The organism is Gemmatimonadaceae bacterium, from assembly GCA_036496605.1.
GTDB lineage: Bacteria > Gemmatimonadota > Gemmatimonadetes > Gemmatimonadales > Gemmatimonadaceae > AG2.
In genome coordinates, this window is sequence record DASXKV010000050.1 from 323,089 (window position 1) to 346,698 (window position 23,610).

Genomic DNA, 23,610 nt, shown 5'->3' on the forward strand with positions numbered 1-23,610 from the left:
GACGAAGGACCTACCGCGAGCATGTTAGAAGCGCGTAGCCGGATTGGATTCGCTCCGCATTCGCGTGATTCGCGTCCCCAAACCCTGGACTCGCCAGGCGGTCCCGGTCCATCGGAGCTCGTCAGATGCACGGCCCGAGCGCTCTCCAGCCGGTGCTCTCTTCACCGAGTGAACAATCGCCTTACATTTGCGCGCGCGAGCCAGTGCGGCCATCATCTATGCCACTACGAATCTGCGACGTCTGGCATGCTCGCCTGTCTTGCACTGTGTCACGCTCTCGCCGCCGTTGAACCGAAGCCGCTGGCCACGTACCTGGGCCGTGAGAATCAGATCCACATCCACATCCCGCGCGTCGAAACGGAGACCTCGGTCCGAATCGACGGCTCGCTGGGTGAACCGGTGTGGCGCTCGGCCGCCGTGTTGGCTGGGTTCTCACAATTCTCGCCGCAGGACGGCGTGCCCGCGGCAGATTCGACGCAGGTGCTGCTCTGGTATTCGCCGAGCGCCCTCTACGTCGGCATTCGCGCCTTCGAATCGCACGGCGCCGTTCACGCCACACTCGCCGATCGCGACAAGATCTCGGCTGACGACAACGTGCAGTTGCTCATCGGAACGTTTCACGACCGGCGACAGGCCTACGTTTTCGCGGTGAACCCGCTCGGTGTGCAGATGGACGGCATGCTCGTCGAGAACGGATTCGGCGCGCGAGGAAGTTGGACGCCGACGCTCGCCGGGCGCGCGTCGGCCGATCTCAGCCAGGACTTCGTGTTCGAGTCGAAGGGACGGCTCACGACGTTCGGCTACGAAGTCGAGCTTCGCATTCCGTTCAAGAGTCTCAAGTATCAGTCGGCGGCGGTGCAGACGTGGGACCTGAACGTCGTGCGCGAAGTGCAGCACTCGGGTTATGAGGACAGTTGGGCGCCAGCGCTGCGAGCGAATGCGTCGTTCCTCGCGCAATCGGGAACGATCGAAGGACTGACTGGTCTCGACCGCGGCGTCGTCCTCGACGTCAATCCCGTCGTGACGCAACACGTGAACGGCGCTCCGGCGACAACGGGCGGCTGGGGATACCGCACCGAAAGCCCGCAGCTTGGCGGAACGGTGCGCTGGGGCCTGACGAACACGCTGACGATGACGGGAACCGCACATCCGGATTTCGCAGAAGTGGAATCCGACGCCGGACAGTTCGTGATCGATCCACGCCGGGCGCTTTTCTTTCCAGAAAAGCGCCCCTTTTTCATAGAGGGCCTCGAAGCGTTCAGCGTCCCGCACACGCTGATCTACACGCGTGACATCCTGCAGCCCGACGCGGCGCTCAAGCTCTCGGGCAAGATGAACGGTACGACGATCGGCTTCCTCTCCGCCGCGGACAACCCCGATATAACAGCCCACGGCGGAGAGCGCGCCATCTTCGATGTGATGCGCGCACAGCACGACTTTGGCAATCAGTCGCGAGTCGGCGTCGCGTACACGGATCGCATCCTCGGCGGCAACTACAACCGCGTCGCCGACGTCGACGGACGACTCGCGTTCGGGGGCGCGTACAATGCGATCTTCCAGTATGCGGAAAGCTTCGACAAAACGCAGAACGTCGTGCGCGACGCGCCGCTCTGGACAGGCGCACTCGTCCGAAACGGGAAAGAATACGGCTTTCGATTTCTGCTGGACGGCATCAGCGACGACTTCATCGCGGGCAGCGGATTCATTTCGCGCGCCGGGATCGTGCACGGCCTCGCCGAACAGCGGTATACCTGGTACGCCAATCGTGGGTCGGTGCTCGAGGCCATCACTGGTTTAGTCAATTATGACGACACCTGGGAGTACTCGCACTTTATGCGGGGCGACGACGCCCAGGATAAGAAGTTTCATACCAGCGCGACGGCCGCGTTTCGCGGCGGCTGGAACGTCGGCCTCGGCGTGTACTGGGAGTCGTTCGGATGGGATTCGACGCTCTACGCGAATTATCGAATCTTGTCGCCGGCGGGCGACACGCTCCCCTTCACCGGCGTCGCGCGAATCTTCAACCGCGATTACGTGTTTACGTTGGCGACACCGCAGTGGAAGGTCTTCAACGCCACGCTGCTCTACGTCGGTGGACAGGACGAGAATTTTTACGAGTGGGCGCAGGCTAATATCAACCTCGCGACGCTCACCGTGAGCATGCGGCCGAACGATCGCGTTCGCCTCGATGGGTCATACTCGTACCAGGATTTCTGGCGGCGCAGCGACCGTTCGCTCGTCGCGCGCAATGCGATCCCGAGGCTCAAGGTTGAGTATCAACTCACGCGGTCGATCTTCCTGCGCGTCGTCGGCGAGTACGATTTCGGCGAGACCAACGATCTGCGCGACGAGACGCGGACGGAGTATCCGTTGCTCGTGAACGACGCACTGGCACTCGCGACGCGGTCGCGCACTCTCCGCGGCGATTATCTGTTCTCGTACACGCCGCGGCCCGGCACCGTTCTGTATGTCGGGTACGGTAACGCGGGCACGGGACTCCCCAACGCAACGCGCCGGTTCGACTTCGAGCCGCTCCAGCGGACGTCGGACTACTTCTTCTTCAAGTACAGCTACTTGTTTCGAATGTAGCGGCCGTGAAGAGACGCTAATCCGTGAGCTTCCTCGCGAAGTAGGTGTACACGAGTGCCGACGTGTGCGCGCGCTCCTTCAGATTCGCGCCGGAGCCGTGGCCCCCTTCCACGACTTCGTAAAACAAATACGGATCGCCCAGTGCCGCCATCTTCGCCGCGAACTTGCGCGCGTGCTGCGGTCCGACCCGGTCGTCCTTCGTCGTCGTCCAGATGAGCGGCTCCGGATATTTCACTCCCTCCTTCAGGTTCTGATACGGCGACGTTCGCTCCCAGAACGCCCGCTCGTCCGCGTTCGACACGCTGCCGTACTCGCCCACCCATGATGCGCCGGCGTCGATCTGTTCGAAGCGAAGCATGTCGAGCAGCGGCACCGCAATATCGACGGCGCGGAAGAGGTCGGGGTGTTGAGTCATCTCCACTCCCATAAGAAGCCCTCCGTTCGAACCGCCCTCGATGCCGAGCCGCCGCGGACTCGTTATGCGACGAGTGATCAGATCCTGGGCCACTGCCGCAAAGTCATCGTAGATCACCTGCCGGTGCGTCTTGAGTCCGGCCTCATGCCAAGCCGGCCCGAACTCGCCGCCGCCGCGGATGTTAGCAAGTACATACACCCCGCCCCGCTCGAGCCAGAGCTTTCCGCCTACGTCCTGGTAGTTGGGCGTCATCGAGATCTCGAATCCTCCGTAGGCCGTGAGGATCGTCGGATTCGAGCCGTCGAGCTTCATCCCCTTTGGATGGACCACGAAGTACGGGATCCTGGTTCCGTCGGTGGACGCAGCCTCGAGCTGCTCCACCGTGTCGCGCGACGCGTCGAATTGGGCGCGTCGCGATTTCACTTTCGACACCGCGCCCGTGCGCGCGTCGGCAAGCCAGACGCTGCTCGGCGTGAGGAATCCCTCGACGTTCACGAAGGCCTCGTGGCCGCGCGGGTTCGTGCTGGCCACGCCTAACGCGAGGTTGTCGGGAAAGGAGAGCCGCTCGTGCGTCCACGTGCCGTCGCTCTTGCGCGTGAACTGGAAGATTCGGCCGCGCACGTTTTGGTTGACGGCGACGAGAAGCGCATCATGTGTCGCGCCGGCGTCCTCCACCGATTCGCGCGGACCCGGCTGATAGATCGTGGTCGGCGCCAGGTGGCCAGGGTCCTTCGCTCCAGCAGCCGCATCGAAGCTCGCGAGTGAGCCGGCGGCGATGTGAGACGTGCCGATCTCCCACGGCTCGGACAGGCGTACAACCACCTGCCCGTCGAGCATGTCCACGAACCTCGCCTTCGCGGGGATCGACAGCTCGCTCACGCCATCAGTGGTGACGACGAATTTTTTCGACTCGAAGAATGTGACGCCGCGGCTGATGATCGTGATGCGATGACCTGTGCCGTCATTCAGAGTCGTGGGATCCGACGGTAGCTCGTCCGTCGGAGCGCCGCGGAAGATTTCGACGGCAGCCGACAGCGGCTGTCCGCGCACGACTCGCTTGACGACATACGCATACCCTGACTTCGTGAGCTCGCCGGGGTTCCATTCGCGCGCGACGAGCAGCGTGTCCTGTCCCATCCACGCGAAGCCTTGCTTGCCGTGTGGCAGTACGAATCCGTCCTTCACGAAAGAGCGCCTAACGAGGTCGAACTCGCGCACCGTGCTCGCGTCCTCGCCGCCGTCGGAGAGGGAGATCAGGCAGCGCCTGTCCGCTGGCGGCAGGCAGTCCGCGCCTTGCCACACCCAGTTCGCCTTCTCGGCTCGGGCGAGCGAATCGAGGTCGAGCACCGTCGTCCATTGCGGTGACGCGGTGCCGTAGCTTGCGACGGTCGTGCGGCGCCAGATGCCGCGCACATGTGCGCTGTCCTGCCAGAAATTGTACAGCTGACCGCCGATGAATCGCGCGTACGGAATCCGGTCATTCGACTGAGCGATCGCGAGCGCCTCGGCGTAGAATTGCCCGTAACGCGGATCTTTCTCGAGCACCGCCGTCGTCTTCGCGTTCTCGTCACGTACCCACTTCATGGCACGATCTCCGTGCTGCTCCTCGAGCCACAGGTACGCATCGGGGCGCTGGCTCGAACTGGAGGCCTGCTGCTGCGCCGACGCGAGTTGCGCGGCGATCAGCGGGATCACGAGAGAATAGAGAAGGGCCATGCGAGCGCTGGAGATCATTGTGACTCCGGAATGACTCGGCAAATCATGTCGCGTTGAACGAGCGCTTATCTTGTCATCCTGAGGAGCGAAGCGCCAGCGAAGCGACGAAGGATCTACCAGAGCTTGCTCGAAGCCGGCCACTGAAATGGGATGGTTGCGTTGGACTCATGATTCTCCGAAGACTCAAGGCCATCGTTGTCACTGCCGGCATCTGGGCAGCGGCGTGGCTGCCGCTCGGCTTCTTGTACGGGCTGTTGGTGTTCTGGCAATCACGCCCTTCGGACGCGCTGCTCGATAAAACCGTCGACCCGTGGCCAATTATCGGGCGCATGATGATTGTATGGACGCTCTGGGGAGCCGTCGTCGGTGCGATGTTTGCCCTCGGCGTACTCGTCGCGGAACGGCGACGCAGCCTGGGCGAACTGTCCGCCTGGCGCTTCGGAATCCTCGGCGGACTGGCAGCCGCGATGTTGCCAGTCTACTTCTTTGTTGAGAGCGTCCGTCACGAAGGCCATCCCCGGCCTCGCTTCATTGTCGTCATCGCTCTTGTTGTGCTGTACGGCGCAGCAACCGCGGTCGCGATGCTCCGCAGTGCGCGGGCCGGCGTAACGAGCGTCGATCGCCAGCCCGCGTGAGAGAACGTTACCGGGAAATCAATCGCTACTATCTAGATTGACGTTGACATCCGACGAGCGGTACCCTATTCTACTCTAGGCCTTGAGTGAATTGGGGTGTCATCCCGTAATGTGGGTGCATGGTGCTTGACGCAACCGCGCGCGACCTCTTTCCCGGCGCCCTCGAGATGATGGTGCTCCGGCTGCTGAAACAGCGGCCGATGCACGGGTACGCACTCGTCCAGCGGATCCAGCAGGCGTCCAACAATCTCTTGCAGGTCGAAGAAGGGTCGCTCTATCCTGCTCTTCAGCGTTTGCTCAAGGACCGTCTCGTCGAAGCCGAATGGGGCATATCGGCGACCAATCGGCGCGTCCGCATCTATCGCATCACGCGCGCGGGCACCAAGCATCTCGGCGTCGAGATCTCGCGCTTCGAGCGCATGCTCGAAGGCATCACCCTCGTCCTCGCGCTCGGCGGCAATATATGAAATGGCTCGACCGGCTCCTGCAGCGGCGGCGCCTCTACGACGACCTGGCATGCGAGATCCGATCGCACCTCGACGAGAAGACCGACGAGTTGATCGCGCGTGGGCTCGCGCCCGCCGCGGCGCGCGCCGCCGCGCGCCGCGCGTTCGGCAACGTCACCCGCATCCAGGAGCAGGGCCGCGACGTGTGGCAGTGGCCCACCATCGACTCGATGCTCGCGGACGGACGCTTCGCGCTCCGACAGATGCGGCGCGTGCCGACGCTCTCGATCACGATCGTCCTGACACTCGCGATCGGCATCGCCGCGACGGCAACCGTGTTCAGTTGGACGAGGAGCGTGCTCCTCGATCCGCTCCCCGGCGCAGGAGCGCCGAGCCGCGTGATGGCACTCGAGACGACGACCGCCTCGGGCAGCTGGACACCGACATCGTGGCTCGATTACCGCGACTTTCGCCGATACCTTAAATCCTTCGACGGACTCGCGGCCGCGTATCCCACCGCGCTTGCTTTCGGCGACGCGTTAAACACGGAACGCATATGGGGCGAGCTCGTGTCCGCGAACTTCTTCGACGTGCTTCGCGTACGCCCGGCCCTGGGGAGCTTTTTCCCCTCGGGGGTGGAGGAATCGGAGGGCGCACAACCGGTCGTCGTCATCAGTCATTCCTTGTGGCAGCGACGCTGGCATGGCGACAGCACTGTCATCGGCCGGGTGGTCGACATCAACCGCTTCCCGTTCCGCGTCGTGGGCGTGGCGGCGCGGGAGTTCCATGGCTCGATGCCAGGTGAGCAGTTCGACGCGTGGGTGCCGGCCGCGATGCTGGGGCAAATCGTGCCGACGGGAGCGTGGTGGCTCCGCGATCGTGGCACACGCACGTTCCGCGTGCTCGCGCGACTGCGTGACGGCGTGACGTTAGGCGCCGCACGCTCCGAAGTGGAAGCGTTGGCGGCGCTCGCGGCGCAAGCAAACGGCGCGGTGAGCAAGGGTATGGGCGGCCGACTGATGCCCCTGTGGCAGTCGCATTATGGCGCTCAGGACGCCCTGCGTTCGCCGCTCGTCGTGCTTCTCGTCGCGTGCGCGCTCGTGCTGCTCATCGTCTGCGCGAACGCGGCGAGTCTGCTCCTGGCGCGCGCAACGGCGAGGGCGCGCGAGCTCGGGCTGCGGATGGCGCTTGGCGCACCGCGCGGCCGCTTGTTGCGTCAGCTGCTCACCGAGGCCTCGCTGCTCGCGGTGAGCGGCGCGGCGATTGGTCTCGTGTGCACGATATGGCTGGCGCGTTCGCTGAACACACTTGTTCCGTCGTTCGCGCGGCCGATGCTGCGTGCGCCGCAGGTGAACGGCACCCTGCTGGCATTCACGGCGCTTCTGGCCGTGGGAGTGACAGTGCTGGCCGGTCTCGTTCCCGCGCTGCAAGGCTCGCGAGCAGCGTTAGTCGAGCGGCTCGCCGGCGGCGGTGAACGCGGAGCCGTCGGAAGTCGGCAGATGACGCGGGCTCGACGCACGCTCGTCACGATCGAGATGACGCTGGCCGTCGTGTCACTCGTGGGTGCAGGATTGTTCTACGAGAGCTTCCGCCATACGCGCGACGTGTCGCCCGGCTTCGATCCGAACGGGGTGGCGATGGCCTCGGTGAGCCTAACGCTCGCCGGCTATGACTCGGCGCAGGGCGAGGCCTTTCTCACGAACACCGCCGATCGTCTCGCTCGAGAGCCCGGCGTCACCGACGTGACGTACACCGATTATGTGCCACTCAGTTTCGGGCCCGGCTCGTGGGAAGATCTGCGCGTCGAAGGCTATGCGCCGGCGCCGAACGAGAATATGAAGTTGTATCGCGCGGCGATCGGACCGAACTATTTCAAGGTGCTCCACGTGCCGCTGGCGGCCGGCCGCGAATTCACGCTCGCCGACGATTCGGCGCACGCCGCGGTCATGATCGTCAACGAAGCATTCATCCGACGGTTTCTCGGTGGCGGGCCCGCAATCGGTGTGCGGGTCCATGGGTGGGGTCGTTGGTTCACCATCGTTGGCGTCTCGAAGGACACCAAGTTCTACCGCCTCACGGAGTCGCCGACGCCCTACTTCTACGTCCCCGTGCGCCAGGTGTATCGGCCCGAATACAGCTACGCGTTCCTCGTGCGCACCGCGGGTCCGCTACCGAACGCGGTGCAGGCGATCGAGCACGCGGTGCGCGCTATCGATCCGAGTGTGCCGCTGTTCAATGCGATGTCGTTCGCGACGTACGTCAATGGACCACTCGAGGGCCAGCACGCCGCCATGCAACTTTTGATAATGCTTGCCGCGATTGCGTCGCTGCTCGCGGCGATCGGATTGTACGGCGTCGTGAGCTACGCAGTGGCGCAGCGCACGAAGGAGATCGGGATCCGCGTTGCCCTCGGCGCGCGGCAACACGACGTGTTACAGGTCGTCGTTGGGCACGTCGGTAGGTTGCTGCTGGTCGGTGTGGTGCTGGGACTCGGCATCTCTATCGGCGTGGCGCGACTCGTCGCATCGATGCTGTATCAGGTACCGCCCGCTAGCGTCGCCGTGTTCGCGGCGGCTGCTACGGTGATGGTCTTGGTGTCGCTCGTGGCGACGGGCGTCCCGGCACGTCGCGCATTGCGCATTGCGGCGGTTGTAGCGCTGCGGGAAGATTGATCGCGTCCGCTCAGCGATACTCAGCCCAGCTCAGCGCGAGCAGTTCACCATGGCTCATGCTCCTGGCTCTCGATCTGGGAAAGCCTTGGTCGGCCACGGACACACCGCCGATACTCGGCCGGGGTGACGCCAAGGCGCATGCGGAACTGTCGCGTGAAGTGACTCTGGTCGACGTAGCCCGCGCTGACCGCGATCTCCGCGATCGATGCATCGCTCGTGGCCAATTGCTCGGCAGCCCAATCGGCACGCAGTGCGCGCACGTAATCGGCGAATGTCTTATGAAAGTGCCGACGAAAACTGCGCGAGAGATGACAGGGATGAATTTCCGCAGCGGCTGCTAAGTCGCCGAGCGTCAGCCTATCGCGAAAACGCGCGTGCAATAGTTCGCGAATGCGCGCCACCCAGCGCGGGTCATCGCGGGCCGCACTCTGTTGCCGAATCGCCCGCACCCCGCGCGCCATGATCTGGATGATCAGCGCTTCGATCGCCAGTGGAGACGCGGAGTCGGAAAGGCGCATCTCGTCGACGATTCGCCGACCGTCGGCCGCAATGACTGCGTCACTTCGAAGGCTGACTTCACTCGTTAAGCGACCGACCCCCGCCATCTCGTCGAAGTGTCGCGCGTTAGGCTGTACGACAACCACACGTGCTCCGCGCGTTCCAGAGACGTTCGAGTGCATCTCGCCGAGTGGCTCAGTCCAGACACATCTTTCCGTGCAATCGAGCGCGCGCCGCGCGATCGAGGTGAGGAACGAGCCCTCGAGCATGACGGCGACGATCGGCCGGTCGTGTGTGTGCGGCTGAAGGCAGACACCGGGTGGAAACCATGCGTGCGCTACACCCCCGCTCGGGGTTTCGACGTTCACGAAGCGGGGGCTTCCCATCGTCACCGGCACAGCGCGCGAAACGAGATCGCTCATCTCTCAGGTTACACCAGTCTGGTGCGTTCGCCCAGGCAAAGCGCGTACAAGGGAGTCAACGACGTGCAAGACGGCGCGAGTTGTCGTGCCTAGCATAAAGTGCGAGTCGACCGGCGCACAAGCATCCGCGCGCCGATCGGCGTGTCGAGCCGTCCTTTGGAGCGGAGAGATCTGATGCGGATTTCGTTTTCGGTCATGATTGCGGGCATCGCGTTGTCAGCCCTTGCTTGCGATTCCCCATTTCAACCCGCCGCCCGCGCGGCGAACGTTCTGCCTGGAACGTCGCTCTCAGCGGCGTCAAATGACGTCGTGGCGTTGGCGACGGGCGGCGGCCACTATCTGCTCGCCGCGACATACGACGCGAGGTTCGCCTTCAGCGCGAGTGCTAAGGCAGACGGTAGTGCAAGCGGCGAGTTCCATCAGTTTGTGCAGTTCGAAACGGGCACGTTCGACGTCACCGGTGAGGTCACCTGTCTCACGGTCGACCCTGCAAACGGGCGCGCGTGGATTGGTGGCAAGGTCAAGGAGAACCGCTCGACCGATCCTGACTACATCGTTCCAATCACAGCGCCGGGACAAGACGTTTGGTTCCGTGTCTTGGATGCTGGCGAGGGCGGCGCGTCCGTGGACCGCACCACCTTCTACGGCTTTGTCGGATCATTCGCGTCGTCCGCCGAATACTGCGCTGCACAATCGTGGCCAGCGGATAACGCGCGCACGTATCCAGTGACCGCCGGTAACATTCAGGTTCGATAAACATCGCGGTGCGCTTCGGAAGGATGCGAATTACTCCTTCAGAATCGCCTTCACTCGTGGATCACCGCGGACCGAGTCGAGCGCCGGATCCAATCGGGCAAACCGCAGGGCAACATTTCCCTCGTCTCGCGCTTTCATCAACCACGCGACGGCCGATCGAGGGCGGCCAAGTTTCGCCGCCAGGGTGGCCGCTTCGATGCTCCGAAGGCGGCGATTTGGTAGCGGTCGTTCGAGAATGCTCAATCGTTGCTGGAGCACACTCGACCAATTTCCCGTGGCGTACGCGCGCTCCATGGCGTGCACACCCTTCTCGCCATCACCTTCGTCACGTGTGATGCGCTGCAGAGCGTCGATTGCCTCTTTCCTCCTGCCGAGCGCCTCATTCACACGCCACAGCAAGTGATGCATCGGCTCGTAGGATGGGTCGATCGTCGCGACTCTCTGGAGCTCGGCAAGAGCATGCGTGTAGTCGCGCGACCAGAATAGCATGGTGGCCAGATCCGTTCCGACGACTGCCGATTGTGGCGCCACCGATCGCGCCTCGCTCAGTTGAGTCACCGCCTCCTGCACCTCTCCGTGCGCGGCAAGGTCGAATGCGAGCCAGTCCCGCGCGGCGACGTAGGATCCGTCCAACTCGATCGCGCGCCGGTATTCAGCCTGTGCGCGCAGGTCGTGACCGACCAATTGCTCGACGTTGCCTAACGAAGCGTGTGCCGCGGCACTGTTCGGATCGAGAGCCACCGCGCGTTCCGCCGACCGGCGCGCGCGCTGGAGCTCCTCCGCCGAGGGTGACAGGCCATACCAGGCGAGCATCGCATACGTGTCGGCGATACCGCTATAGCCTTCGGCAAGTGTGCTGTCTTGGCGAACGGCCTCAGTAAAGTCTGACAACGCGGCCCTCAGCCCTTCCGGCGTTCGCTCATTCCATTCTGTTCGGCCCTTTTTGTAGAAGCGGTCGGCGGTCGCCCGTCGCTCATCACCCAGCTCTTTGCCAAGGGCCCGCCACGGATTGCGAAGGCTCGGAGATCCTCCGAGCAGGATCAGCATTCCCGCCGCCGCCAGAGTCACCAAAGCTCCGACGACGCGCGTTCGCACACTGCGCCGCGCTAGTGGAGATCGCCCTGAAGCGCGAACCCTCTCTGCTGACAGCGCGGTGACCGTTGCTGAAGAGCGAGCACGCGCGGCTGGGCGAATCGAACGAACCTCGAGCGATTGCATGAGTCGGAGCGTGCTTGGCGACGGCTCGACATCGAGATCAGCGCGCATTGCGCGCGCGAATGCATCGCACACTTCTCTCGCGCTCGCCTGATCTCCCGCCCTGCCGAGCAACTCCACGACCCTCTGCAGTGCGCCTTCATCGTAAGGCGTCAGGTCGAGCAGCCGCCGAGCATAGGAGATTGCCGTTTCCATGTCACCCGCTCGTTCGCGGCTGAGCGCCAGTTTCCACACAATCTGCGCGGCATCACGGCCAAGGCGATTTCGTTTTCGATCCAGCCATCGCTCGAACTCTGGTAGTCGAGCGACGACAAATCCTGGGAGAAAGCCGCCGCGATAGCATCGCTCGGCGGTCTCGAGATCCCCTGAGCGCATGGCCCGATAGAATGCGAACACGTCGCAGAGGATGACGTCCTGTTCGATTGCGACCTGCGCTCGACCGATCGACTCGATGCCCTGCCCGCCAAGGCCCGTGCGCAGAACATGCAGCGTCTGATTCAGCGAATGACGCGCGTGGCCATCGTCCTGCTCGGGCCAAAACATCGCCTGGAGCATACTGCGTTCGCGCGATGAGCCGCGGGAGCTCCCGGCGATGTACGCGAGAATCGCAATCTTCTTTGGTTGGCCGAGGAGCGTCCGGATTCGCTGCCCGTCGCCGGAGCGGAGGTCGATGCCTCCAAGAGTTGTGAACTCTATCAAATGCGTCAAATCCCCGTCGTCGGTACCCAGAAATGACCGCTAGATGATCGCGACGTGAGCGATCGCTCCTATGATGACGACACGCGCGCGGTCAGTCCAGCAGTCGCCCGATCGGGTACGCCGCGCCCAAAGGCCACATTCCCCCCAGGAGGCTTCATGCACTCGATAGACAAGCGACATCTGCCGCTGATCTTCTTCATTGTGCTCGCCGGATGCAGCGGAGACACTCAGATGACGGCTGCCCGGCTAGCTCCGACGCGTGCCAATGCCGACTTCACCAACAATTTCGTCGATCACTCGCCGATTATCGTGCGCGTAGCCGGGATCGAAGTGCGTGTCATCACCGTGGACGCCGACCAGGGGATCCTGGCGATTCATGGCCCGGTGGACAATCTGCCGGTGTGCACCGACGCAAGCACACGCGACGCCGTCGACGGCCAGGCGGTACATACTCCCTCAGTTGCCCAGGGTAGTCGGCTCCTGCTCAAGGCGGCAGACACGCACGTTGCGATCTATGCGGGTACGGACATCTCCGCGCTCTTTCCCTTTGATCCGTCCAAGTTCTGTCCATTCATTCAAAACACGCCGACGCTCTACGAAGGAATTGTGAAGTACAGTGTGAATTTGGGCAGCGCGTCAACGTCGTTTCGTTGGGAGGGCGACGTCACGCGGTCGAGCGATGGATTGGTCTTCCACTACGTCGAAGATCAGCACACGGTCGCTCCCGGTGGCGTGGGCGGTGGCGCGTCCAGGGGGACTATCAAAATCCAGGGAATGGGCCAGTAGGCATCCGACGAGCATCTTATTTCGTGATCCCTCATCACCATACTCTTTCTCCTGGCTTCCAGTAGAAGGGGGCGATGACGGAGGTTCACAACGCGCAATCGGATGTGTTGCGAGGGACGCTCGACCTTCTCGTGCTCAAGACCGTGGCACTCGAGCCAATGCACGGCTGGGGCATAAGCCAGCGCATCGAGGTGCTCTCCCGCGGCACGCTGGCCGCGAACCATGGTTCTCTCTACCTCGCCTTTCAGCGGCTCGAGCAGAAGGGATGGATCAAGAGCGAATGGCGAACGACGGACAACAACCGGCGCGCCAAGTACTATCGCATCACTGTGCCCGGGCGGCGAGCCCTCGGCGAGGAAACCGACTCGTGGCGCCGATACGCCGCGGCCGTCGAATGGATTCTTCGGGCGGTGTGAGGCCGACGCCATGCTCACTCATCTATATCACTGGCTTCGCGCGCTCGTGCACGGGCAAACGGTTGACCGCGAATTATCCGAGGAGTTCGCGTTTCACATCGAGAGTGAGACGACGAAGAACATCGCACGCGGCATGCTGCCCGCCGAGGCACGCCGGCGCGCGCTGGTCGCATTCGGAAGTGTAGAGAATACAAAAGAACTACATCGTGATCGGCGCGGCACGCGGTGGCTCGAAGACGCCGCGGCCGATGCGCGGTTTGCGATGCGCGGGCTCCGTCGCAATCCAGGGCTCATCGGGACGGCCGCGCTGACGTTTGCGCTCGCCATCGGCGCCAACACGGCAATCTTCTCGGCCGTCGACGCTGTACTGCTGCGACCACTGCCCTTCGAGCAGGCCGATCGCCTCGTCGCCGTCGGCGAGAACAATCCGGAGTTTCACTGGCACATGCAGGACGCCGCGCCGGCGAACATGCTGGACTGGCGGACACGGGTCACTGCCTTCGATGATGTGATGGGCTATGCGAGAACGGAGATTTCCCAAACATCATCTCGTCGACGCCAGCGCAATCCGCCGAACTTCCGGAAGCGCCGCGAGGTCTGCATCAGCCGCGTGCCAGTTCGCGAGCAACCGACGCGCGGCCTCGGCGGCGCCGGTGCTGTCGCCGCGCGCCGCACGAGCGCGCGCGAGGCCGAGCAGAGCTGCCGAGCGGTTAGGCGTCAGCTTGAGCTCTTGCTCATATGCAACCTCCGCCTCCGCCGGCCGCTTGGCGGCGACGAGCGCGTCGCCGAGCAACTCGTGCGCAATGAGGGCCGACGGCGGGCCCACGAAGAGAAACTTGCCCTCCATCGCTGACGCTTCTTGCAGGAGCTGAATCGCGCGCTCGCCATCGCCGCGCTTCGTCGCAATCATTGCCTCGATCTCGCGCGCGCGCACGACGATGGAGGTCGGCACGTTAGGCGCGACCGAGTCGACGATCGCACGGAACCTCGCGACGGCTTTCGACGCCGTTGCCGTATCGCCGGCGACGGCCGCCGCGATCGCCCGCTGATACATCGCGTTCAAGGCAAAGAACTGCGCGCGGTGTGAGGCGGACGGACCAGGCATCGGTACCTCACGTACGCCTAGCATCGCGCGCCAATCCCAGGCGTCGGCGCCGTACTGGAAGGCGAGCGTCAACGCGACGTACTGCGCGTCGACGTCGTTCGGAGAGCTGAGGTCGACGCCCGCCAACACCGCGCGCGCCGTGTCGGTGATCGAGCGCGCGAGTGCATAACGACCCTGTTGCAGGTACATGTACTGCAGCCACTGCAGGTCGTGGAAGTCGAGGTCCGCGCCGGACGCGCCGCGTCGCTTCACCCAATCTCGTGAGGCCTTCCATGCCTTTTCGTTCGACGCAACCGCCTCCTCCCACAATCCGAGTTGCAAGAAGATGTGCGACGGCATGTGCTGCGCGTGCTCGGACTCGGGCGCAACCTTCGCGTACGCGCGCGCCGCCGTGAGCCCGCGCGCTGCGTACGCGGGGGCGTCCGTCGCGTGGATGAGATAGTGCACCGCGCCCGGATGGTTCGGGCTCTCGCGCACGACCCGCTCGGCGAGCGCGATGGCCTGCTCACGATTGTCGCCACGCGGGTCGGCGATCTGAATCGCGAGCGACGCGAACGCCGCCGCCTCGAGGTCGTTCGGGTAGCGCGCAGTGAGGTGACGCATCGAGTCGGCAAAGGCGCGCGAGCGGACGCCGAGCGACGTGTCCACGTAAAATGCTTCGATCGCGGCACCGTATGCGCGCTCGCGATCGGTTTTGGCTTTGGCTAGACGCGCGGCAGCCGTAGGGCCGAGCTTCGCGAGGGCAGCGCGCGCCGCGGTGGGATCGTCCTCACTCCAGAGGATGTGAGAGTTCGTGAATGACTCGAACCAATATGAAAGCGGGAACGCACTGTCAGTCTTTTCGGCGTCCTGAAACGCCTCGGCGGCCTCAGTGTATTCGAAACTGTGGAGTAAGGCGACACCGCGAAGGAAAGACGCCTGCGCCGCCGCCGCGCCGGAGTTTGGGAAGACGACGGTGCCGAGCGACGCCCCTGTACCCTGCTGCGCGGCGGAAGCTCGATGACCGTCATGCTGCGCCTGAATAGCGTGAGCGGGTGCACCGGCGAGAGCAACGACCAGGAATGAAGCAACCGCGGCACGGTCGATAGACATGGCGTCCTCGTGGCTCCTCAGGGGACTCGAACATAGCACTCTTTTGCGGGAAGCGCCGGATGGCTCGCATATCACCTTGCCACTAGATTGGCGTAACCCACTCCGCTCCCATGAGATAATGCTAACCTACGCCTCAGCGCGTGACATGCTCGTCGCCGAACTGCGCGCGAATGCCGCGGACCACGACGCCGAGCGGTACGACGCCATCGGCCGCCGCTTCGACCGCATCGAGCACGAGTTTCCGAAAGGCACCGCGCCCGAGCTCGGGCGCCTCCACATCGCGCTCACCTTCTGGGACGGCTGGATCGACGCGCGGAACAACGGGTGGCCGCGCGGACCAGTCGGCGTCGCGGACTGGCCCAGGCTGGCGCGTCGGGTCGCGGACGATCTGGAGAAGGATCGCGACGTGTCGGACCCGCTCGTGCTGTCGAACTTCGATCTCGTCGCGCATCCGCAGCTCAACGAGCGCGTCCAGATCCTTGCCGCCCGGCTCCGCAATCGAGAGGCCTGACAGATCGTCCGCAGGCAACGTCGCTTGACAGCCGGAGTCCGGTGACCCATAGTCCCCGGAGAACCTCCGGGGAGATGTCGTGCCCAGAGAAGCCGACGAGTTGCTGCGTGGGACGCTCGATGCGCTGATCCTCAAGACCCTCAGCTGGGGCCCGCGCCACGGCTACGGTATCGCGGGCTGGGTCAAGGACACTTCCGGCGAGCGGCTCAGCATCGACGACCGGGCGCTCTACCTCGCCCTTCACCGCCTCGAGGACCGTGGTCTCGTCGAAAGCGACTGGGGACTCTCCGACAACAATCGCCGCGCCAAGTACTACCAGCTCACCGCGCGCGGCCGCGCCGAGCTGCGCGCCGAGTCGAAGCGACTGGCGCGGTATGCCGAGGGACTCTTTCGCGTGTTGAACGCCAAGGCCTGGGAGGGCGCCGATGCCTAACGAGCCACGTATTCCCGGGATCCGGCGACTGCCGCGTGTCCCCGGCCGTGCGGTCGAGAAGGACGTCGACGACGAGCTGGCATTCCATATAGAAAGCCGGACGCGGTATCTCGTGGGTGAGGGGATGGACGCCGCCGAGGCGCGCCGAGTGGCCGAGACAGAGTTCGGCGACCTGGTGGCCGCCCGGCGCGAGCTCGCCGCCGTCGACCGCCACCGCCGTCGGCGTGAACGGCTCACGCGCCTTGTCGACGTCGTCACGCAGGATTTCCGTCACGCCGTGCGCTCGTTAGGCAGGGCGCCCGCGTTCACCCTCACCGCGATCGTCACTCTCGTCGCCGCACTCGGTTCCACAATTGCCATCTTTGGCGTGATCGACGCAATTCTCATTAAGCCGCTCCCCTTCCGGGATCCCGACCGGCTTGTCGGAGCGTGGCACGACATGGCGCCGATCTCGCTCTACCACGTGCAGCAGTCGCCGGGCACGTACTTCACCTACCGCACGCAGGCGCACACCATCGAGGGCATCGGCATCTACGACGAAAGCGCCGTCAACGTCGGTGACGAGCGCTCCTCCATTCCACCGGAGCGCGTCACCTCGGCGGACGCCTCGGCGAGCCTTTTCACGGTGCTTGGCATCCCCGCGGCGCGCGGCCGCGTCTTCAACGAAGAGGAGGACCGCGCCGGCGCGACGGCCGTCGTGGTCATCGGCGACGCCCTCTGGCGCACCCACTTCGGCGCCGACGCGTCAATCATCGGACGCACCCTCGACGTGAATGGCGTTAGGCGCCAGATCGTCGGCGTCATGCCGCCGGCATTCCGCTTCCCGACGCCAGAAACGCAGCTCTGGATCCCGCTCCAGCTCGATCCCGTCAATCCGCCGCCGACCGCGTTCGGCTACACCGGCGTCGCGCGGCTCAAGCCTAACGTGACGCTCGCCGACGCACAGCGCGACTTCACGGCCGTGCTGCCGCGCGTCATCGAGCTCTATCCCAAGTTCGTGCCCGGCATCACCCAGCAGCAGATCATGCAGCAGACGAAGCCCGTGCCCGTGCTGACGCCCCTGACCAGGGACATTACCGGCGAGATCGCTGGTGCGCTCTGGATCATGGGCGCCGCCGCCGCGCTGCTGTTCCTCGTCGCCGGCGTGAACGTCGCGACCCTCGCCCTCGTCCGCTTCGACGCGCGCGAGCGCGAGCTGGCCGTCCGCGCCGCCCTTGGCGCTGGCCGCGCGCGCGTCGTGAGTTATCAATTTGCCGAATCACTGGTAATTGCGTTAGGCGCCGGTCTCGTTGGACTTGGCCTCGCCTGGAGCGCCGTGGACCTGCTGGTGAACCGCGGCCCGGCGGACATCCCCCGCCTTGCGGAGATCGAGATCGGTGGACGGGTGGTCGCGTTCGCCGCGACGATCACCGCGCTCGCCGCGATCGGCTTCAGCGCCATTCCGACGCTTCGCATCATCACCGGCGCCGTCGCATTGCGCGAAGGTGCACGAGGCGGCACCACGAATCGCAGGCAGCAGCGCCTCCGCAGCGCGCTCGTGACGGCACAGATCGCGTTAGGCATCCTCGTCCTCACCGCGTCCGGCTTGCTCCTGCGATCGTTCCAGGCGCTCCATGCCGTGCGCCTCGGCTTCCAGCCCGACCACGTCGCCAGCTTCTGGGTCGCCCTCCCCAGGACTCGTTATTCGACCAACGCGGAGGTCATGCGCTTCACCCAGACGTTACTCGACCGCGTGCTCGCCCTCCCGGGCGTGCGCAGCGTCGGAATGACCTCGAGCATCCCCCTCACGCCTCGCGCGTTCAACCCCAACCCGATCTATCCCGAGAGCGATCCGCAGTGGAACACCAAGCTCCCGCCACTGCAACACTTCACGAGCATCGGTGGCGACTTTCTCGAGACCATGGGCATTCCCCTGGTCGCCGGCCGCCGCTTCTACCCCGGGGACCGCCAGCTACAGAACGAGGCGCTCATCTCCCAGGAGACCGCACAATTCTTCTGGCACGACTCCACCAGCAGAGCGGCGTTAGGCAAACGCTTCAAGGCGCTCCCGAGCGATCCATGGACCACCGTGGTCGGCGTCGTCGGCAACCTGAGGGACACTTCGCTGGCAGCTCCACCGTCCATGAAAGTGTACTTCCCAGAGCTCGTGCGCGATGACAGCGTGAGGCAGCACATCACGCGTCAGCTCGCGATCGCGATCCGTACCACGTCTGTCGATCCCGGGTCGATCATCACCGCGGCGGAGCGCATAGTGCAGGACATGGATCCGACGCTCCCCGCGTTCGACACGCGGGCGATGACGGAGGTCGTCCGCGCCTCCACCGCGCGCCTCGCGTTCACGACGCTGATCCTCTGCGCGGCGGCACTGATCACGGTGATACTCGGCGCCGTCGGCTTGTATGGCGTGCTCGCCTACCTCGTCACCCTTCGCCGGCGCGAGCTCGGGATTCGGATTGCGCTCGGCGCGTCCCCGCGGCGCGTGGCCGCGGCGATGACGAGGCATGGTTTAGTGCTTGCTATAACCGGCGCGGCGATCGGGCTGGCGCTGCTCAACGTGGCGTCGCGGTCGATTCGGAGCTTCCTCTACGGTGTCGCGCCGTGGGATCCGGTTGCGGTAATCGGATCGACACTGGTCCTGCTCGTCATTGCGGCCGTGGCGAGCTGGGTGCCGGCGCGGCGAGCGGCGGGAGTCGACCCCGCAGAGGCGTTGCGGGCCGAGTAAGTCCCGGAGCGCCATGGAGAGACGTGGACAGGCGCGGCGTCGTTCTGCACTTTAGCGTTTCCCGGCTCAACGGATGCGCTCCTCAACTTCGCTTCCCCATGACAGCTCCCGTCACTCATCGAGTAAAGATCTGCCCAAACTGCCGCGAGGTCATGGAATCGACTGCGCTCGTGTGCCCGCGATGCGGCACCGTACAGCCAGCGGTGGCCAATGCGGACACCTCGGAAAAGCGCATTCTTGTCGCCTTCCTGCTGTGCTTCTTTTTTGGGGTTTTCGGCGTGCACCGCTTCTATGCGGGGAAGATCGGTACCGGTATTCTCGAGCTACTGACTTTCGGCGGGTTCGGGATTTGGTGGCTCGTCGATATGATTCTGATTCTCACGGGCAGCTTGCGCGACGGCGACGGTCGAAAGATCACCGAATGGACGTAAGCCTCTATGGACGGCTACAGTTTCACCGAGCGGGTGAGAAAGGTCCTCGCGATGGCGCGAGAAGAGTCCGTACGTCTTCAACACGAGTACGTGGGGACCGAGCATCTCCTGCTTGGCCTCATCCGGGAAGGTGAGGGCGTCGCGGCGACCATTCTGCAGAATCTCAATGCGGAGCTCGGCGAGATTCAGCAGAAAATCGAGGAAGTGGTCAAACGCGGGAGAGCCGCTTCGACGATTGGGCCGGATCTTCCCTACACCTCGCGCGCGAAGAAGGTGCTCGAGCTTTCTATGAGCGAAGCGCGCCAGCTCAATCACAAGTACGTCGGAACGGAGCATCTTCTCCTCGGCTTGCTGCGTGAGGAGAAGGGAATCGCCGCGCAGGTACTCATCTATGCGGGCGTGACTCTCGACGCCGCGCGCGCGGAAACGTTGCGCATTCTTGGCACCGAGTTGTCGTCGGTTGCTGCAACGCCGCCGTCGTCACAAGGTGCGTCGCCGGTCAGCATCCGAGTCGTTGTCCGGTATGACAACAACGCGCTCGTGACGAAGATCTTTTCTACCGTGGACGAAGCCGTGAACTTCCTTAAGTCGCAGTGAGTATTCGCGCGCGTAGTTTGCCATCCAATGCCGCTGCTTTTTTCCTACGGGACGCTTCGCGCTTCAGCGGTTCAGCAGAAACTCTTTGGTCGTCAGCTGCACGGATCCGCCGACGAGCTTCCCGGCTACGCATGCGTCTCGGTGATGGTAGCAGACGCTGGCTTTGCCCTCGCGAATGGCGCTCGTCAGGCGATGGTCCGATACACCGGCAACGGTGAAGACCGAACACCGGGCATGGTTTTCGACGTCGCCGATTCGGAGCTTGCGACAGCCGACGCCTATGAGCCAGGCGAATATGAGCGAGTTCTGACGCGCCTCGCATCAGGACGCGCCGCATGGGTCTATACCGAGCGTCCACGCTGATGCGAGTCTCCACCTCTCATGGGACTTCGCGCCTTTTGGGACAGCCGCTTACCTAAGGTCACTCCATGAAAGCAGCACGAGTTCTCCGATTCGGTCCACCGAGTGTGATCTCAAATGATGATGTGCCTCGCCCGGAACCCGGTGCTGGACAACTGCTGGTTCGCGTGAAGGCCGCAGGCGTGGGCAATTGGGACGCCCTCATTCGTGAGGGCAAGATTCAACTCCAACCGTTACCGCTCATCCTCGGTGCCGAGCTGTCGGGGACCGTCGAAGCAATCGGCGCGGACGTTTCAGGATTCGACGTTGGCGACGAAGTGTACGGCGCGACCAACGAGCAATTCAGTGGGGCATACGCAGAGTACGCGGTGCCTCTGGCTACACGGATTGCGCAAAAGCCAAAGACACTAAACTTCGTCGAGGCGGCCTCGACTCCGATTGTAGCGGTCACCGCTTGGCAGATGCTCTTCGATTACGCTCGATTGACTCGCGGCCAGACCGCGCTCATCCTCGGCGCCGCCGGCAACGTTGGCGCCTATGCCGTCCAACTGGCCAGCCAGGCTGGCGCTCATGTCATCGCGACCGCTCGCGCCGCGAATCGGCAGTACCTCACCAAACTGGGCGCTGTGCGAGTCGTGGACTACGAAACAGAGCGATTCGAGGAGTCGTTGACTGGCGTGGATGTGGTCCTCGATACCGTCGGGGGTGAGACGCAACGACGATCTCTTCGCGTTCTGAAGCGAAAGGGCATACTCGTTTCGGCCGTGTCACCTGTTCCCGAGCCGTTACAGAAGCAGTATGGCGTTCGAGCGGCGTATCTTGTTGTCGATGTGACGACCGCACGGCTGAACGAGATCAGTGAACTATTCGATACGGGAAAGCTCATTACCGACGTGGGCACCGTGCTCCCGCTGGAAGAGGCATCTCGTGCTCACGAGATGCTCGGCGGTGCGCCGCACAAGCATGGCAAGATTGTGTTGAGCGTGGCCTGAGGACCGCGCGTTCCCAACTGGCACCACCGATCTCAGCGTAGCGAGTTATCTTCCCGCCGCGCGTGCGACCGCGGTAGCCCAGCGACAGCGCTTCGCGAGGAATCACGGACGTCGACCGACACGACATGTATTCCAAAGTTCTCGTCGCGTGCCTTCTCGCGATCGCCTGTCGACACGACCCGAGCCCGGCGAGCATTCTCCTCTTCGATGGAAGAGGCACGAACGCGAACGACGTCGCGGCCGTCGAGAGGATCCTGCGCGACGCACATCTCAGCTACGCGACCGCGAGCTCGCGGCAACTCGGCGCAATGACTACGCCGCAGCTTCAGACATACCGGCTGTTGATTGTTCCCGGCGGAGACTTCGTGCAGATCGGAACGAGCCTAACGCCGGTCGCGGTCGCGACTGTTCGTAACGCCGTGCATGGCGGCCTGAATTATCTCGGGATCTGCGCGGGCGCGTTCTTCGCCGGGAATTCTCCGTACAACGGCCTCAATCTCACATCCGGCGTGAGCTTCCCATTTTATCTCGCCGAAGCTCGTGGTATACGCAAAGCTGCGCTGCAAATAGCGATCGCCGGTTCGTCGCCGCTCGAGCAATACTGGGAAGACGGCCCGCAACTCACCGGCTGGGGCGAATTCGTCGCCAAGTATGCCGACGGCACTCCGGCCGTCGCGCAGGGACGGTTCGGGAATGGATGGGTGATGCTGTTGGGAACGCATCCCGAAGCGCCGGACAGTTGGCGCGACAGACTGCGCTTCAGCACTTCCGGTACCGCAGCCCGAGCGTACGCGGCCACGCTGATCACCGCCGCGCTCAACGCAACGCCGCTGAAACACTATTAGCGGCCGCGCCATAAACGCGTGAGGCGCGCGAGCAAGCGCTCGCGTCGCGTGTAATTGCCGAGCGGCTAGAGAATCAGGAGGCCGCTCGCGAGGATCCACCGAGAGAACGATAGCCGTTGCTACCTGACGTGCTGCCTAACATAACTAGCTGTCCGGGACGACCGACGTTATGATCGAGCGCCGCAGCGGATGGTCTTCCCGCGGACATCTCATACGAGGAGCTCTCATGATACTCGTCGTCGGTGCGACTGGCGCGTTGGGCAGCGAGATTTGCCGGCTCCTCACGACCCGCAACCGATCCGTGCGCGCCCTCGTGCGGCCAACGGCGGACCACTCACGAGTTGAGCAACTGCGAACGCTTGGTGTCGCGCTCGTTCAAGGGGACTTGAAGGACCGCGCCTCACTCGATGAGGCATGTCGTGGCGCAGAAGCCGTCATCTCGACCGCGACCACGACGACGTCGAGGCAGCCGGGAGATTCGATCCCGTCGGTCGATCAGGACGGCCAGCTCGAGCTCGTGGAGGCGGCACGCGCGGCCGGCGTACGACGGTTCGTCTATGTCTCCTACTCGGGTCACTTTGACTTGGAGTGCCCCCTGACAACGGCGAAGCGGAAGGTCGAGCAAAGTCTCGCGCAGAGTGGAATGACGTATACCGTTCTTCGCCCCAGCTTCTTCATGGAAATGTGGCTGAGTCCCGCGCTCGGTTTCGATCCACAGAACGCGCGCGCGCAGCTCTTCGGCAGCGGCGAGGCGAAGATCAGCTTCGTGTCGGCGAAGGATGTCGCGCGCTTCGCGGTCGATTGTCTCGATAACCCTGCCGCACACAATGCGACGATCGAGCTTGGCGGACCGGAGGCACTGAGTCCACGCGAAGTCGTGCGCCGATTCGAACAGGCTGGCGGACGCGCATTCACGGTCGACACCGTGCCCGAAGCAGCGCTCGAAGCACAACTCGCTGGAGCGACGGATCCGTTACAGCAGTCGTTTACGGCTCTGATGATCGGCTACGCTCGCGGCGACGCAATCGACATGACGGACACGCTGACGAGGTTTGGTGAGCACCTGACGTCAGTGGACGAATTCGCCCGTCAGACCACTGACGCACCCGCCTAACGTATCTTCAGGCCCTTCTCGACGCGCCCTTCTCGACGCGCCCTTCTCGACGCGCCCTTCTCGACGCGCCCTTCTCGACGCGCCCTTCTCGACGCGCCCTTCTCGACGCGCCCTTCTCGACGCGCCCTTCTCGACGCGCCCTT

21 protein-coding genes are annotated in these 23,610 nt (G+C 64.0%); 16 read left to right on the forward strand and 5 right to left on the reverse strand.

Going from position 1 to position 23,610, the window contains the following annotated elements; all coding sequences use genetic code 11:
* Positions 1–246 precede the first annotated feature (246 nt).
* On the forward strand, positions 247–2,589 hold the full coding sequence (locus VGH98_20135) for a carbohydrate binding family 9 domain-containing protein (GenBank protein ID HEY2378298.1): 2,343 nt from the start codon (positions 247–249) through the stop codon (positions 2,587–2,589).
* A gap of 16 nt (positions 2,590–2,605) precedes the next feature.
* Here the strand turns inward: VGH98_20135 and VGH98_20140 are convergent, their stop codons facing one another.
* The gene (locus VGH98_20140; protein ID HEY2378299.1) at positions 2,606–4,738 is read right to left on the reverse strand and encodes a prolyl oligopeptidase family serine peptidase; all 2,133 of its coding nucleotides are present in this window, start codon (positions 4,736–4,738) and stop codon (positions 2,606–2,608) included.
* A 149-nt stretch (positions 4,739–4,887) separates the two neighbouring features.
* Between VGH98_20140 and VGH98_20145 the strand changes: the two genes are divergently transcribed.
* From VGH98_20145 to VGH98_20155, 3 genes are all read left to right on the forward strand, one after another.
* Entirely contained in the window at positions 4,888–5,355 is a 468-nt protein-coding gene (locus VGH98_20145; GenBank protein HEY2378300.1) for a hypothetical protein, read from the forward strand.
* Between the two features lie 119 nt (positions 5,356–5,474).
* The gene (locus VGH98_20150; GenBank protein HEY2378301.1) at positions 5,475–5,822 is read left to right on the forward strand and encodes a PadR family transcriptional regulator; all 348 of its coding nucleotides are present in this window, start codon (positions 5,475–5,477) and stop codon (positions 5,820–5,822) included.
* Positions 5,819–8,473: an ABC transporter permease gene (locus VGH98_20155; protein HEY2378302.1), complete on the forward strand. Its 2,655-nt coding sequence runs from the start codon at positions 5,819–5,821 to the stop codon at positions 8,471–8,473. Before VGH98_20150 ends, VGH98_20155 begins: the two co-directional genes overlap by 4 nt.
* 44 nt (positions 8,474–8,517) lie before the next feature.
* Here the strand turns inward: VGH98_20155 and VGH98_20160 are convergent, their stop codons facing one another.
* Positions 8,518–9,393 carry an AraC family transcriptional regulator gene (locus tag VGH98_20160; protein ID HEY2378303.1) on the reverse strand — a complete coding sequence of 292 codons (876 nt, stop codon included), beginning with the start codon at positions 9,391–9,393 and terminating at the stop codon, positions 8,518–8,520.
* A 174-nt stretch (positions 9,394–9,567) separates the two neighbouring features.
* Here VGH98_20160 and VGH98_20165 point away from each other — a divergent pair, with 174 nt between their 5' ends.
* A complete protein-coding gene (locus VGH98_20165) occupies positions 9,568–10,149 on the forward strand; it encodes a hypothetical protein (protein HEY2378304.1) in 582 nt (193 codons plus the stop codon).
* A 30-nt stretch (positions 10,150–10,179) separates the two neighbouring features.
* Here the strand turns inward: VGH98_20165 and VGH98_20170 are convergent, their stop codons facing one another.
* A complete protein-coding gene (locus VGH98_20170) occupies positions 10,180–12,072 on the reverse strand; it encodes a BTAD domain-containing putative transcriptional regulator (protein HEY2378305.1) in 1,893 nt (630 codons plus the stop codon).
* A 147-nt stretch (positions 12,073–12,219) separates the two neighbouring features.
* Here VGH98_20170 and VGH98_20175 point away from each other — a divergent pair, with 147 nt between their 5' ends.
* Positions 12,220–12,849: a hypothetical protein gene (locus tag VGH98_20175; GenBank protein ID HEY2378306.1), complete on the forward strand. Its 630-nt coding sequence runs from the start codon at positions 12,220–12,222 to the stop codon at positions 12,847–12,849.
* A 74-nt stretch (positions 12,850–12,923) separates the two neighbouring features.
* Complete coding sequence (locus VGH98_20180) at positions 12,924–13,265, forward strand: PadR family transcriptional regulator (protein HEY2378307.1); 342 nt, start codon at positions 12,924–12,926, stop codon at positions 13,263–13,265.
* A gap of 199 nt (positions 13,266–13,464) precedes the next feature.
* Here VGH98_20180 and VGH98_20185 read toward each other — a convergent pair whose 3' ends face one another.
* Together VGH98_20185 and VGH98_20190 are read right to left on the reverse strand one after the other, a co-directional pair.
* Positions 13,465–13,704 (reverse strand): hypothetical protein, encoded by a 240-nt coding sequence (locus tag VGH98_20185; GenBank protein ID HEY2378308.1) that lies wholly within the window; start codon positions 13,702–13,704, stop codon positions 13,465–13,467.
* Between the two features lie 105 nt (positions 13,705–13,809).
* Complete coding sequence (locus VGH98_20190; protein HEY2378309.1) at positions 13,810–15,462, reverse strand: tetratricopeptide repeat protein; 1,653 nt, start codon at positions 15,460–15,462, stop codon at positions 13,810–13,812.
* A gap of 118 nt (positions 15,463–15,580) precedes the next feature.
* Here VGH98_20190 and VGH98_20195 point away from each other — a divergent pair, with 118 nt between their 5' ends.
* The 9 genes from VGH98_20195 to VGH98_20235 all read left to right on the forward strand — a co-directional run bounded on the left by VGH98_20195 (position 15,581) and on the right by VGH98_20235 (position 23,467).
* Positions 15,581–15,973, forward strand: a complete 393-nt coding sequence (locus VGH98_20195; protein ID HEY2378310.1) for a hypothetical protein — start codon at positions 15,581–15,583, stop codon at positions 15,971–15,973.
* 79 nt (positions 15,974–16,052) lie between these two features.
* Positions 16,053–16,406, forward strand: a complete 354-nt coding sequence (locus VGH98_20200) for a PadR family transcriptional regulator (GenBank protein ID HEY2378311.1) — start codon at positions 16,053–16,055, stop codon at positions 16,404–16,406.
* The gene (locus VGH98_20205) at positions 16,399–19,128 is read left to right on the forward strand and encodes an ABC transporter permease (protein ID HEY2378312.1); all 2,730 of its coding nucleotides are present in this window, start codon (positions 16,399–16,401) and stop codon (positions 19,126–19,128) included. Before VGH98_20200 ends, VGH98_20205 begins: the two co-directional genes overlap by 8 nt.
* Positions 19,129–19,280: 152 nt before the next feature.
* The gene (locus VGH98_20210) at positions 19,281–19,559 is read left to right on the forward strand and encodes a TM2 domain-containing protein (GenBank protein ID HEY2378313.1); all 279 of its coding nucleotides are present in this window, start codon (positions 19,281–19,283) and stop codon (positions 19,557–19,559) included.
* A gap of 6 nt (positions 19,560–19,565) precedes the next feature.
* Positions 19,566–20,156, forward strand: a complete 591-nt coding sequence (locus tag VGH98_20215) for a Clp protease N-terminal domain-containing protein (protein ID HEY2378314.1) — start codon at positions 19,566–19,568, stop codon at positions 20,154–20,156.
* A 27-nt stretch (positions 20,157–20,183) separates the two neighbouring features.
* Positions 20,184–20,519 carry a gamma-glutamylcyclotransferase family protein gene (locus tag VGH98_20220; protein HEY2378315.1) on the forward strand — a complete coding sequence of 112 codons (336 nt, stop codon included), beginning with the start codon at positions 20,184–20,186 and terminating at the stop codon, positions 20,517–20,519.
* 65 nt (positions 20,520–20,584) lie between these two features.
* Positions 20,585–21,508 (forward strand): NADP-dependent oxidoreductase, encoded by a 924-nt coding sequence (locus tag VGH98_20225; GenBank protein HEY2378316.1) that lies wholly within the window; start codon positions 20,585–20,587, stop codon positions 21,506–21,508.
* Between the two features lie 125 nt (positions 21,509–21,633).
* Entirely contained in the window at positions 21,634–22,353 is a 720-nt protein-coding gene (locus VGH98_20230) for a BPL-N domain-containing protein (protein ID HEY2378317.1), read from the forward strand.
* Between the two features lie 226 nt (positions 22,354–22,579).
* A complete protein-coding gene (locus tag VGH98_20235; protein HEY2378318.1) occupies positions 22,580–23,467 on the forward strand; it encodes an SDR family oxidoreductase in 888 nt (295 codons plus the stop codon).
* Positions 23,468–23,610 lie beyond the last annotated feature (143 nt).